This is a genomic window from Polymorphospora sp. NPDC051019, assembly GCF_040683055.1.
GTDB classification, from domain to species: domain Bacteria; phylum Actinomycetota; class Actinomycetes; order Mycobacteriales; family Micromonosporaceae; genus Polymorphospora; species Polymorphospora lycopeni.
Genome location: NZ_JBFBCH010000033.1, coordinates 25985 through 38973, shown reverse-complemented (window position 1 = coordinate 38973; position 12989 = coordinate 25985). Strand labels below are relative to the sequence as shown.

The window sequence follows — 12989 nt, the reverse complement described above, 5'->3', positions numbered from 1 at the left end:
CACGCGCCCACTCAACACATCAGTACGTAAGGAGAACGTCAGCGTGACGATGGGCCTAGATTTCGCACGAACCTCAAACGACCGGGTCTTCGAGCTTCTCGATGCCCTGGAGTCGCTCGGCCCCGGGCCGCACCGGCTGCGTGACGTGGCCGCCCAGGCCCGGCTGGGCCCGTCGACCGCCCATCGCATCCTCCAGGCGGGCATCCGCGCCGGGACCGTGACCAAGGCCCAGCGCGGCCGGTACGCCCTGATCAGGTGGCGCGACCAGGGTGCCGCGACGCAGGAGCCGACCGTGCCGGTGAGCCTGCCGCTCGCCGTCTCCCGCCGGATCCGGCTCGGCCTGGCCGCACTCCAGGAGAGCACCGGCCAGTCCGTCCTGCTCTACGTTCCCCTCGTCCTCGACCCGCCGATGCGGTACTGCCTGGCGTACTTCGCCCCGGAGCACGACGAACTGCTCAGCGACGCCGAACGGCTGCTCGCCACCGACATGGTGTTCTGCGCCCCGCTCACCGTCGACGCGCCCGGCCGGCTGATCCTGGCGCACATGGCGGCCGGCGGCCCGGCCGGCAGCGGCCGGCGCGGCGGGGCGGACACCGGGGGGCGGGGCCGGGCCGGCAGCGGCCACACCTACGGCCCGTCGCCGGTCGCCGGCTGGAACACCCTCGCCGTGCCGTTGCGCCGCTACGGCCAGATCGCCGGCGCCATCTGTGTGACCGCCCGGGCCGGCTGGCTGGACCAGCACCGGGACCAGACCCTCGACCGGCTGTCGCGGCTGACCGCCGAACTCGGCGACGAGACCCCGGCGTACGGCGACCCGAACCGACCAGTCCTCGAACGGAGATGAGCCATGGCAACCACACCCGCCGTCGTACTCGGCGCCGGGATCGCCGGTCTGCTCGCCGCCGCCGTACTCGCCCGGCACCCGCGCATCGGCGACGTCACCGTCGTCGAACGGGACCGGCTCGAACCCGGACCACGGCCCCGGCGCGGCCTGCCCCAGGGCCAGCACGCCCACGTCCTGATGTCGAGCGGCGCCCGGATCATCGAGTCGATCCTGCCCGGCACCACCGACCGGTGGCTCGCCGCCGGCGCGCACCGGATCGGGCTGCCGGACGGCTACGTCATGCTGCTTCCCGGCGGCTGGCTGCCCCGCTGGACCAGCGACCACTTCGTGATCAGTTGCAGCCGCGGGCTGCTGGACTGGGTCGTCCGCGAGCAGGTGCTCGCCCTGCCCGGGGTACGCCTGGTGGACCGTACGGAGGCGACCGGGCTACGCGGCGACCGCCGCCGGGTCACCGGCGTACGCGTCGAGGACCTGGACGACGACACCGGGCGGACGCTGGACGCCGGTCTGGTCGTCGACGCGACCGGCCGGGGTTCCCGCGCCCCGCACTGGCTGCGGTCGCTCGGCGTGCCCGAGGTCGCCGAGGACGTCGTCGACTCCGGACTGCGGTACGCGACCCGCGTCTTCCGGGCCCCGGCCGCGGCGGCGCACCGGTTCCCGATCGTGAACATCCAGGCCGACCCCGGGCAGGACCGGCCCGGCCAGACCGCCGCCCTGATGCCGATCGAGGACGGCCGGTGGCTGGTCACGCTCTCCGGCACCCGCGGTGGCCGGCCGTCGGCCGACGAGCGGGACTTCGTCGCCTTCGCCCGTGGGATGCGGCACCCGGTCGTCGCCGACCTCATCGCCGACGCCGAGCCGCTGGGCCCGGTCACGGTCACCAACAGCACCGCCAACCGCCGGCGCCGCTTCGAACGCCTGCCCGCCTGGCCGGACGGATTCGTGGTCCTCGGCGACGCCGTCGCCAGCTACAACCCGGTGTACGGCCACGGCATGTCGGTCGCCGCGCACGGTGCCGCCGCCCTCGGCGCGGCGCTGGCCGGGGCCGGGCCGCGGACCGGGCTGGCGCGTACGGTCCAGCGCCGGATCGCGGCCACCGCGTCGGCCGCGTGGGAACACGCCACCGGCACCGACGTACGGTTTCCCGGGGCGCGTGGCCGCCCACCCGGGCGGGCCGAACGGATGCTGTGGCGCTACCAGACCCGGCTGATGCGGACCGCCCTGGACCGGCCGGACGTGGCCCGCGAACTCGTCGAGGTGCTCACCCTCTCGGCGAAGGCGAACCGGCTCGTCCGGCCGCGGGTCGCCCTGGCCACGCTGCTCGGGCCGCGCCGGCCGGCGCCGGACGGTCCGACGTTCACCGCGGCCGAGCGGGCGATGCTGGGCACGGACTGACGGTGCGCCGGTGCCGCCGGCCGGAACGGCCGGCGGCACCGGCGCGGGTGGCACCGTCGCCGCCGGCCGCAGCAGCCGGTGGCACCGTCGCGGGCGGCGCCGTGGTCGCTGGCCGCGCGGCGCCGTCACCGGGCGTCCGGCGCGGTCATCCGTCGCGCAGCGCCGGGGCCGGCAGGCGCCGCTCCAGGGTCAGCAGCGCCACGACCGCGAGGCCGTTGAGCGCCGCGAGCGCGAGCCACGGCAGCCCGTGCCGGATCGCGAAGAGCGTGGTGAAGAAGCCGGGGCCGACGATCTCGGCGAGGGTGAACGAGTACTGGAAGGTCGCCGGGTAGCGGCCGCGGGTGGCGAGCGGTGCGGCGGCCGCGGCGAGGCCCGCCGAGACCGGCGCGTGCACGACCGACGCCGCGGTGTAGAGCACGGTCGCGCCGGCCAGAACGGGCACCACCCACCACGACTGTCCGGGCCGCAGGAGCGCCAGCGGCACGCTCCACGACGCCCAGAGCAGCGCCGCCACGGCGAGGACGCGGGTGCGCCGGTACGGCCGTAGCCGCAGCACGACCGGCGCCGTCACCAGTGACACCACGACCGTGTTGCCGACCAGGATGCCGGACACCAGCCAGGCCGGCGCGTCGAGTTGGATCACCACCACGGTCGGCAGGGCCAGGGCCAGCATGATCGTCGACAGCGCGAAGACGGCGTTGACCCCGATCAGCCCCAGGTAGGGCCGGTCGCGCAGCAACTCACGGTAGCCCGCCAGGGTCACCGTACCGTGCGCCGTGCCCCCCGGTGCCCGTACGGCGACGGCGATGACCACCGCCGCGACCGCGAAACAGGCGGCCGCCCCGAACGCGATCATCCGGAAGACACCCGCGTCGGTGTCGGGGCTGGCGATGACGATTCCGGTCAGGACGCCACCGATGCCCAGGCCGGCGGTCCGTGACATGCTGGCCCAGCCGTACCAGTAGTCCCTGCTCGTCGTGCCGGGCCGGCCGTCGACGTAGTCGGCGATCAGGGTGAAGATCGTCGACCAGAAGAACCGCACGCCGAGCGCGGTCAGCACGGCCGCGACCAGGATGCCGGCCGGGCCGGTCACCAGCCCGGCGGCGAGGTAGCCGGTCGCGTGCAACACCTGGGCCAGCACGACCAGCGGGCGGGCCCCGAACCGGTCGGCCAGCGCCCCGGCGACCAGCGGGACCGGCAGCTGCATCAGGTTGGCGGCGCTGAGCAGTACGCCGACGAGGGCGAGCGGCACGTCGGTGACCCGGGTGAAGAAGATGAGTCCCAGCGGCAGGAACAACCCGTTGCCGATGGAGTCGACCACCAGGGCGCCGATCAGCACCGCCCCGCCCCGGCTGCGCGCCGGCGTCGTCGTGGTCCGCCCGACTGTCATGCTCCGACGAGCCTCTCGTGAGACATACTCCAGCCACGCCGTACGGGCGGCTCTGCGCGCGGTGGACGCTACGTTCCGTAGCGAGATCCGCAAATCATTATCCGCGCGGCGACGGGGGATCCGCCCCGTGCCGAAGGCCGCACCTGGGCCGGCACCGCGCACCACGGATTGATTCATGTAACGTTATCTATGTATTCTCTCGACACTCACCGTCGTAAATCAGTACGACGTCCGGTTTATCGGGAGGATAAGTGCCCCCCACGAGGTCTTGGCGCCCACGCCTGCTCGCTCTCACCGCCGCCACCGCCACCACGCTGGCCACCGTCGTGGCCCTGCCAGCCCCCGCCCAGGCCGCGGCCGGCGCGGCCTACCGCGCGGCGGCGGTCCCGATCACCGCCCCCGCCGTCGACCGCAACACGACCCTGATCCCCGGCTCCTACCTCGTGACGTTCCGCGAGGGCGCCGACCCGTCCGTCGCCCTGCGCGCCCTGAAGGCCAACGCCAGCGTCGACTTCGGCAAGGGGGTCAACGGCTTCGCCGCCGACCTCACCTCCGCCCAGGTCAAGGAACTGTCGCACAGCTCCGACGTGGTGAGCATCGAGCAGAACGCCTGGCACGAGAACGTGCTCGACGCCACCCAGACCAACCCGCCGTCCTGGGGCATCGACCGCATCGACCAGACGAACCTTCCGCTGTCGGCCAGCTACACCTACAACGCGACCGGCGCCGGCGTGCACGCGTACATCATCGACTCCGGCGTCGACCCCGCCCACCCCAACTTCGGCGGCCGGGCCTCGTTCGACTTCAACTCCGTCGACACCAACAACACCGACTGCAACAACCACGGCACCCACGTCGCCGGCACCATCGGCGCCACCTCGTACGGCGTGGCGAAGTCCGTCCGGCTGCACGGCGTCAAGTGGCTGAACTGCGCCGGCGGCGGCAGCACCGCGGGCGCCGTCGCCGCGGTCAACTGGGTCACCAACAACCACATCAAGCCGGCCGTGGCCAACACCTCGTGGAACATGACGTACAGCGCCACGCTGGCCACCGCGCTGACCAACATGATGAACGCGGGCGTCTTCCTGGCGACCTCGGCCGGCAACACCGGCGGCAACTCCTGCGACCGGCTGCCGCGCAACCTCACCGCCTCGCTCGTCGTGGCCGCGAGCACGTCGACCGACGCCCGCGCCACCTACTCCTCCGTCGGCCCGTGCGTCGACATCTACGGACCGGGCTCGGCGATCGTCTCCACGCTTCCGGGCAACCGGACCGGCAGCATGAACGGCACCTCGATGGCGACGCCGCACGCGGCCGGCATCGCGGTGCTCTACAAGGCGACGTACGGCGACGCGAGCCAGGCCACCGTGCACGCCTGGATCGTCAACAACGCCACCGTCGGGGTGGTGACCGGCAGCCTGTCGGGTACCCCGAACCGCCTGCTCAACAAGCGCTCGCTGTAGGCACGCCGGCCGGGGTCGGGGCGACCCGACCCCGGCCCGCCACGTACGGCCGTTGACACCTCTCCGACCCTATGTAAGCCTTTTACTCATGACCGTCAGAGTCACCGTCGCCGTCGCGAGGGTCCTGCGGATCTTCCTGGACGACGTCGCCCAACCCCACCACGGTTACGAGTTGATGCGGCTCACCGGCTTCCCGAGCGGCAAGCTCTACCCCATCCTCGCCCGCCTCCAGAGCGCCGGGTGGCTCATCCGGGAGCCGGAGGACATCGACCCGGTCGCCGCCGGCCGACCAGCCCGCCACTTCTACCGGCTCAGCCCACAGGGCGCGCACGCCGCCCGCCGCGAACTGGTCACGCTGACCGAGCAGCTCCGACCGACGGCCGCGGTATCGGACGCACCGCCCCACCGGGACGGACGTCCCGCCTGGGCCCCGCGTCTCGCCGACGACGTTTGAAACGGAAACGCCGCGCCACCACGCCCGGCACCGGTCCGGGCCCGAGCCAAGTCAGGCAATCGCACCCTCGGGAGAAGGGCTGTAGATGAGCGGGCTTCTCGAACAGCTGACCGACGGAATCGACATCGTGTGGGCCCTCCTGGCCGCCGTCGTCGTCGCCGTGCTCTGCGACCTGGCCAGCGAGGAGATCCGGGGCCGGCTGGCACAGTTGCCCGAGCTACCCGTCCGCCTCGCCGCCCGGCGCCTGCCCCGGGAGATCCCCAGGGAGATCCGTGACGACCAGGTCGCCGAATGGCTCGCCGTCCTGCACGACATCCTTCACGACACCGAACTCCGTCCGGTCACCCGGCTGTGCCGCGGCCTGCGGCACGGCCTGGGCGTACTACGGACCGCCAGGACCATCGGCCGTGAACTGATCGTCACCAGTTCTCCCGGCCACCTGATCACGGTCTTTCCCCGGGATCCGCTGGATCCCGCCGACTGGTCGACCTGCACCCCGCTGCTCGGCCGGGTCCAGGCGGTCCTGCGGCAGGTACGCGAGCAGCGTGTCGACACCCGGGAGCGCGCCGACCTGCTGCTGGGAACCGCACGTTACCTGCTCCGTACCGGAATCAGCCCCGAGACGGCCCTCCACCTCCACCGGGAGGCGCTCGGCATCCGCCGGCGGCTGCACCGGGCCGGCCGGCTCAGCCTCGCGGAGCTCGCCGACGGCTATCACAACGTCGCCTACAACCTGCGTGAGATGAGGCAGTTCCGCCGGGCACTCGTCCTCGACGCGCACGTCCTGCGGGTCCGCCGGGACCTGTACGCGAACGGCGACGACAACGCCGCCGAGCACCTGGCCCGTAGCCTCACCAGCCTCGCCAGCGACCACCGGGGATGCCGGGAGGCGGCCCAGGCGCACCCGCTGGACCGCGAGGCGCTCGACATCCGGCGCGGGCTCCGCCGCCGCGGACACCTGGCCGACGACCGGGACGTCGCCCGGAGTCTCAACAATCTCGCCGAGGACGAACGCATGCTCGGCGATCTCGAACAGGCCCGCCGGCACGCCGAGGAGGGCCTGGCCATGCGCCTGCGCCTCTTCGACACCGACCACCCCGACCTTGCCAACAGTCTCGACACCCTGGCCGAGGTCTACCACGAACTCGGCCATGCCGCCGACGCCATCGGATACCGGGCGAGCGCCCGGGCGATGCGGCGGCGCCTGGGTGCCCGGTGGGCCGGACGTACCTGAAGCCCGCACACCCGCAGCCGTGACGAGCGGCAGTCGAAGGAGCCGACCCGGTGTCAGAAGCCATCCACGCGACCGTCTGGAACGAACACACCGACGAGCAGCGAAGCGGCCCGGTCGCCGGGATCTACCCGCACGGGCTGCACACCACGATCGCCGAAGGGCTGCGCGACCTGCTCGGCGGCCACACCACCGTCACCACCGCCACGCTGGACCAGCCCGGCCAGGGTCTTCCGCAGCCGCTGCTGGAGAACACCGACGTGCTGCTGTGGTGGGGCCACAAGGCCCATCACCGGGTCACCGACGAAACCGTCGCCCGCGTCCAGGCGCGGGTGCTGGCCGGCATGGGCCTGGTCGTGCTGCACTCGGGTCACCTGTCCAAGATCTTCACGCGGCTGATGGGGACGAGTTGCAACCTGCGCTGGCGCAAGGCCGACGAACGGGAACTGGTCTGGACCGTCAACCCGACCCATCCCATAGCGCGAGGGGTGCCGCACCCCATCCAGATTCCGCAGCAGGAGATGTACGGGGAGTTCTTCGACATCCCTCAACCCGACGAGCTGGTCTTCGTCAGCTCGTTCACCGGCGGAGAGGTCTTCCGCAGCGGCTGTTGCTTCACCCGCGGCAACGGCCGGATCTTCTACTTCTCCCCCGGCGACGAACTCTACCCGGTCTACCACCATCCGCAGATCCGGCGGGTGCTGGCCAACGCGGTCCGCTGGGCGCACAATCCGGTGCCGTCGCCGAGCGTGCCGGCCGGCTCGCCGCAGGTCCGCGGCGACTGGTTCAGGGCCTAGCCGCGATTCCGACAGGACCCACACACGGCGGGTGCCGGGTACGGGCCGCCGCCCGTACCCGGCACCCGCCGGTCGGTCAGAGCTTGCGCACCCTGACGTCGCGGAACTCCATCACGTCGTTGTTGCCGTGGTTCTGCAGCCCGACGAAGCCGCTGGTGAACTGGCGCAGATCCGTCGACGGGTCACCGGCCCGCGACGACTGCTTGCCCGGGACGTTGTCGAACACGTTGATCGTCACGCCGTTGCGGATGATCGTGTAGCGCTGTCCGACGACCCGGATCTCGTAGTCGTTCCACTCCCCCTTCGGGGTGGTCCGGGCCTGCTCCAGGTTGTTGGGCTGGAAGTTGTAGACCGAGCCGGTCTTCTGGGTCTCGCCGGTCTCCCCGTCGTACAGCTGGATCTCGTGGCCGCAGAAGATCGCCACCCAGGCCGGCGAGGTACGCGCCGAGCCCATGGTCCCGCAACTGCCCGCCGGCCGTTCCTCCAGCGGCGTACGCGGGTCCGGGAACCGCACGAAGACGCCGCTGTTGGCCCGGACGGTGCCCGGTGAGCTGTCCCGGAACCGCAGCTTGATCGAGTAGTCGGCGAACTCCTCCTTGGCGTACCAGAGCATTCCGAGCCCGCCGGAGGTGCTCATCGTGCCGTCCGGGTGCACCTTGAACGACCCGCCGGGTGCCTGCCGCCAGTCGGCCAGCGAGTACGCCGTACCGTCGAACAGCGGCTTGTAGCCGGCGGTCCGGCCGATCGGCGACGCGGCACCGGCGGCGCGAAGCGCGGCCGCCTCCTCGGCGCTGATCACGCGGGTGGAGGTGAGTGCCGCCACCAGCTCGTCGAGGTGGCTGGTGAACGAACCCTGGTTGGGCCATTCCCGTTCGTCGTCGATCAGATCGTTGATCGTGCAGCCGCCGCCGACTTCCCGGTTCGCCACCTCGGTGTCGCTGTCGAGCAGCCACACCGTTTCGCGGGAGTCGGGTGCGACACAACCGGTGTCGACCTGGACGGTGTGCTCGGCGACCTCGCCGTCGGCGTAGGTGACCTTCACCTTGGCCTGGTAGCTGCCGTGCTTGCTGTAGGTGAACGTCGGGTGCGGCTGGTTCGACGTCCGGTTGCCCTCGCCGAAGGTCCATTCCCAGGCGACACCGCCGACCCGGTGGCTGGAGAACTGCACCGTACGCGGCTGGCTCGGGTCGGTCACCCGAGCCGAGGCGTATTCCGGGCCGGGCGTCTCCGCCCCGCCGTGGTAGGTGATCCGGATCAGCTTCTGGTTGCTGTGCAGGCTGAAGAAGCCGCCCGCGTAGTCGAGCATGTAGAGCGCGCCGTCCGGGCCGAACTTCGCGTCCATCCAGGACTGGAGCTGGGCGCCACCGCTGCCGCCCGGGATGATCGCCCGCAGGTCCTCGGCGAAGGCCGGCGCCCCCTGGCTCGGTACGTTGGCCGGGTCGACGGTGACCGCGACCCGGTTACCGGAGTTCGACTGGTCACCGATGAACCACTTGTTGTCCCAGTACGCCGGCCAGGCGACCCCGCTGTTGGTGTCGACCTTCGAGCGGTGGTAGGTCGGCCCGTCCATGACGGCCTGGCCGCCACCACGCAGGAACGGACGGGTGAACGTCTCCTCACCGGTGACGTACGACGGCAGTCCGCTGCCGTCGTTGCGGGTCGGGTAGACCGGTCCGCCGCCCTGCGGCGAGTACCAGATCATGTTGTCCCGGGCCGGCGGGATGTTGACCAGGCCGGTGTTGCGCGGCGACTCGTTCTTCAGGTTGTCGCAGTCGTACCAGCCGGTCAGGACCGTCGCGTCGGTGTTGCTGCGGTCCCGGTACGGCTGCCGGTTGCCCATGCAGTACGGCCAGCCCTGGTTGCCGGCGGAGGTGATGATGGTGGCGGTCTCGTACTTCGCCGGACCCAGCTCGGGGCTGGGGGCGGCGGCGTCCGGACCGACCCAGGCGGCGGTCAGCCAGTTGTTGACCGGGTCCCAGGCGAGCCGGGACGGGTTGCGGACCCCCATGACGTAGATCTCCGGGCGGGTCTTGCCGCCGCCTTCCTCCTGCCCGGTGAAGAGGTTGCCCTCCGGGATCGTGTACGTCCCGTCCGCCTCCGGGTGGATACGCAGGATCTTGCCGTTGAGGTCGTTGGTGTTGCCGGAGGTGCGGCGGGCGTCCTGGAAGGAGATGCCCGCGTACTCCTGCGTCCAGTTGTTGCCGGAGTAACCGCTGGAGCCGCCGGACGAGTTGCTGTCACCGGTGCCGACGTAGAGGTTGCCCTCGTTGTCGAAGGTCATCCCGCCACCGGCGTGGCAGCAGCTGTGGATCTGGGTGTCCCAGTTCAGCAGGTCCTTGCGGGTGTCCTGGTCGATCGTGGCGGCCTCGCGGTCGTAGGTGAACCGGGAGATGGTCCGCTGACCGATCCGCTTCTCCCGGTCGATCGACTCGTGCGGCATCCAGTAGGCGTAGACCCAGCCGTTCTCGGCGAACTTCGGGTCGAGGGTGATGCCGAGCAGGCCCTCCTCGTTCTTGACCAGCTCGCTGCCGCTGCCCCGGTTGCCCATGACCGCCAGCGTGGTCAGGAGCTTGACCTGCTTGGTCCGCGGGTCCCACTGGTGGATGGTGCCGCAGCCGCGGCCGACGTTCTCGTTCGCCCAGTCGACGATCGGGCCGGACGCGCAGGCGCCCCGACCGATGTAGAAGACCGTGCCGTCGGGGGCGATGGTGAGGCCGTGCGGCTCACCGATCTGGTCCATCTGGCCGGACTGGTTGGTGGTGGTGAGCCGTTCGACCCGGTAGTTGGCGGCGATCGTCGCCTTGCAGTCGCCGCGGACCGTGCCGGAGGTCCACTGGATCGCCCCGAGCAGGTGGTCGCGGAACCGGGTGTCGGTGGTCCAGCTCGCCTCGGTGCGGCCCATGCCGGTGTAGAAGGACCGGCCACCGTCGTAGTCGTGGCACCAGGAGATCGGGTGGAACGGGCCGTTGCCGCTCAGGCCGGGGTTGTAGCTGGTCTCGTCGACCTGGGCGATGGTGTGCACGCGGCCGACCGGGCTCGGGTCCCAGTTGATCCACTGGTCGGAGCGGGTCCAGGTGAGCGGGAGTCCGTCGTTGGCCGGGTGGTTCCGGTCGGTGACGTTGACCTTGGCTTCCTGGACCTGGCTCTCCGGTGCCGGCCCGGCCTGCGCGCCGATCAGCCACAGCTCGGCGAGCTGGATCATCGGCTCACCGCTGTTGGCGGTGATGTCCAGCCGGTAGTACTGGTAGGCCGTGGTGTTCTCGAAGGAGAACTGCCGGGTCAGGAACCGGGACGGGAACGTCTGCCCGCTGCGGCTGTCCAGGTCGGTCCAGTTCTGCCCGTCGTTCGAGCCACGCAGGGTCCAGTTGCGCGGGTCGCGGCCCGGGGAGTCGTTGGCCGACGTCAGGGCGTACCGGCTGATCACCTTCGGCTCGGCGAGCTTGCCGGTCAGCCAGCCGGTCGTGGTACGGGTCAGCCACTTCGTGCCCGTCGAACCGTCGAAGGCGTGCTGCGCGGTCTCGTTCGGCGGGTTGTTGCCGCTCGCGGTGGCCTCGACGACCTTCTCCGACGGCGGCAGGCTGGGCGCCGGCCGGGTGCCGATCAGGCCGGTGAACCACTCCGAGGTCGGTTGGGCGTACGCGGCGTCGTGGACGCCGACGAAGCCGCCGCCGCCCTTGACGTACGCCTGGAAGGCCGCCTCCTGCGTGTCGTTGAGGGTCACCCCGTTGGCGGAGAGGAAGACCACGCTGCGGTAGCGGGCCAGGTTCTCGGGGTTGAAGACGCTCGGGTCGTCGGACTGGTGGACGTAGAAGCCGTGCTCGTTGCCGAGCTTGCGGATGATGTTGGTGGCCCGGTTCACCGGGTCGGCCTGCTCGGCCGCGGGTCCGTGGAACACCAGGACGTTGACCACCCGGTTGCCCCAGGTGGGCGGCGCCGCGGACGCTGCGGGGGTGGCGGCCGGAACGGTCAGCATGCCGGCCAGCAGGGTGGCGGCCGCGGCGACCGCGACGGCGGGACGGATCGGTCTTGTCGGTCGGGGAATCCTGAAATGGCGTCTGTCGGCCATTCCTGCTCCTTACGGGGGTCGGCGGGTCACGCCGGGGGTGGTGGGGACGGACGGATCAGCGGTGCCCGGCGTGCGGGTCGGTGGACTGGTCGCCGCCGGCCGCCGGGGCGCCGTCGGTGGAGCCGCCGTTGTTCAGCGGCGTCCGGTTGACGATCTCCCGGTGCTGGTGGCCACCCGGCGGCATCTGCCCGTTCTCGTCCAGGACGTGCAGCGTGGTCGCCATGCCCAGGTCGGAGTGGAACTGCATGTGGCAGTGCAGCATCCAGTGACCCGGGCCCACCGAGTCACCGGCGGTGATCGTCACGCCGAACGAGTCGCCCGGTCCGAGGGTCTTGTTGTCGATCACCGGGATCGAGTCGACCAGCGCCTTGTTGTCGCCGGCCACCATCCCGGTACGGGTGTCCGCCCACGAGTGTCCGTGGACGTGCCAGGTGTGCATGTCGTCGCCCATGCCGATGACGATGAACTCGACCCGCTCGCCGATCTTGGCGACGAAGCAGGCCGGGCCCGGCACCGGGTTCTCCAGGTCGCAGTTGTCCGCCGCCGCTCCGCGCCGCAGGTTGATGCTCTGCCGGTCGCCGAACGCGGTGACGTACGTGCGGTCCGGGCGTACGTCGCCCTGCCGGCGCACCACCAGGCCGCCGAAGAGGCCGGAGTTGAGCCCCTGGGTGCCGTGGGTGCCGCCGACCACGTGGTCGTGGTACCACCAGTAGCCGGCCGTGCCCGGCGAACCCGTCCGGGAGCTGCGCGGCTTGGCGTACCAGGTGTAGGTCCGCGACTCGCCGGGCGCCACGAACGACCCGCTGTGCACGGTGCCGTCGGAGTCCTGGGTGTACTTCACGCCGTGTACGTGCAGCGAGACGCCGAGCGGGTGCGTGGGGTTGGTGCGCAGCTGTGACAGCGTCTCCGCCGACACCTGGTTGTGCAGGGTGATCGCCAGGCACTCGCCCTCGATCATCTCCATCGTCGGGCCCGGGTACGAGGCCGTCTCCGGGGTCAGGCCGTAGCCGAGCCGGATCTGGTTGATCACCGGGTCGCGGGGCAGTTCCACCGCGTACATCTGCAACTGGCGGTCCGGCGCGACGCAGCCCTCGGGCCGCTGGCCGTCGTGCGGGCCGGCGGCGACCGGAGTGGTGTTGTTGTTGAGGGCGAAGGCCGTGCCGGCGCCGGCGAACGTCACCAGCAGGACGGCCAGGACCATCGCCGCCCGGCTGGCACTGCTGCCCAGGAAGCCGGCCGGTCTGGACCGTTCTTCGATCGTCTCTGTCGTCAAGGTCGTTTCCAATCCTGAGCCGACCGGGGTCGGCGGGTGGGGCGTGGTCGCGGCCGGTGCGGTGCCGGCCGGCGGG

General features: G+C 71.4%; 9 protein-coding genes. 6 read left to right on the top strand and 3 right to left on the bottom strand.

What is annotated here, in order from left to right:
• Positions 1 to 49: 49 nt before the first annotated feature.
• Positions 50 to 844 (top strand): helix-turn-helix domain-containing protein, encoded by a 795-nt coding sequence (locus tag AB0M79_RS34160; RefSeq protein WP_364222301.1) that lies wholly within the window; start codon positions 50 to 52, stop codon positions 842 to 844.
• A 3-nt stretch (positions 845 to 847) separates the two neighbouring features.
• Positions 848 to 2239: an FAD-dependent monooxygenase gene (locus AB0M79_RS34155; RefSeq protein WP_364222219.1), complete on the top strand. Its 1392-nt coding sequence runs from the start codon at positions 848 to 850 to the stop codon at positions 2237 to 2239.
• 145 nt (positions 2240 to 2384) lie between these two features.
• On the opposite strand, the gene AB0M79_RS34150 is transcribed toward AB0M79_RS34155, so the two are convergent.
• Complete coding sequence (locus tag AB0M79_RS34150) at positions 2385 to 3629, bottom strand: MFS transporter (RefSeq protein ID WP_364222217.1); 1245 nt, start codon at positions 3627 to 3629, stop codon at positions 2385 to 2387.
• A 251-nt stretch (positions 3630 to 3880) separates the two neighbouring features.
• Here AB0M79_RS34150 and AB0M79_RS34145 point away from each other — a divergent pair, with 251 nt between their 5' ends.
• The 4 genes from AB0M79_RS34145 (at position 3881) to AB0M79_RS34130 (ending at position 7574) form a co-directional block, all read left to right on the top strand.
• Positions 3881 to 5092, top strand: coding sequence for a S8 family peptidase (locus AB0M79_RS34145; RefSeq protein ID WP_364222214.1), 1212 nt, complete (start codon positions 3881 to 3883; stop codon positions 5090 to 5092).
• 88 nt (positions 5093 to 5180) lie between these two features.
• Positions 5181 to 5546 (top strand): helix-turn-helix transcriptional regulator, encoded by a 366-nt coding sequence (locus AB0M79_RS34140; RefSeq protein ID WP_364222211.1) that lies wholly within the window; start codon positions 5181 to 5183, stop codon positions 5544 to 5546.
• An 85-nt stretch (positions 5547 to 5631) separates the two neighbouring features.
• Complete coding sequence (locus tag AB0M79_RS34135; RefSeq protein ID WP_364222208.1) at positions 5632 to 6780, top strand: tetratricopeptide repeat protein; 1149 nt, start codon at positions 5632 to 5634, stop codon at positions 6778 to 6780.
• A gap of 50 nt (positions 6781 to 6830) precedes the next feature.
• Positions 6831 to 7574, top strand: coding sequence for a ThuA domain-containing protein (locus AB0M79_RS34130; protein WP_364222205.1), 744 nt, complete (start codon positions 6831 to 6833; stop codon positions 7572 to 7574).
• 76 nt (positions 7575 to 7650) lie between these two features.
• Here AB0M79_RS34130 and AB0M79_RS34125 read toward each other — a convergent pair whose 3' ends face one another.
• Positions 7651 to 11640, bottom strand: coding sequence for a ThuA domain-containing protein (locus AB0M79_RS34125; protein ID WP_364222202.1), 3990 nt, complete (start codon positions 11638 to 11640; stop codon positions 7651 to 7653).
• A 55-nt stretch (positions 11641 to 11695) separates the two neighbouring features.
• Positions 11696 to 12913 carry a multicopper oxidase domain-containing protein gene (locus AB0M79_RS34120; RefSeq protein ID WP_364222199.1) on the bottom strand — a complete coding sequence of 406 codons (1218 nt, stop codon included), beginning with the start codon at positions 12911 to 12913 and terminating at the stop codon, positions 11696 to 11698.
• Positions 12914 to 12989: the final 76 nt, after the last annotated feature.

What these genes read in the sequence shown, in the direction of transcription:
- AB0M79_RS34160 (WP_364222301.1), top strand. Translation starts at nt 50, where the DNA reads ATGGGCCTAGATTTCGCACGAACCTCAAACGACCGGGTCTTCGAGCTT.
- AB0M79_RS34155 (WP_364222219.1), top strand. Translation starts at nt 848, where the DNA reads ATGGCAACCACACCCGCCGTCGTACTCGGCGCCGGGATCGCCGGTCTG.
- AB0M79_RS34150 (WP_364222217.1), bottom strand. Translation starts at nt 3,629, where the DNA reads ATGACAGTCGGGCGGACCACGACGACGCCGGCGCGCAGCCGGGGCGGG.
- AB0M79_RS34140 (WP_364222211.1), top strand. Translation starts at nt 5,181, where the DNA reads ATGACCGTCAGAGTCACCGTCGCCGTCGCGAGGGTCCTGCGGATCTTC.
- AB0M79_RS34135 (WP_364222208.1), top strand. Translation starts at nt 5,632, where the DNA reads ATGAGCGGGCTTCTCGAACAGCTGACCGACGGAATCGACATCGTGTGG.
- AB0M79_RS34125 (WP_364222202.1), bottom strand. Translation starts at nt 11,640, where the DNA reads ATGGCCGACAGACGCCATTTCAGGATTCCCCGACCGACAAGACCGATC.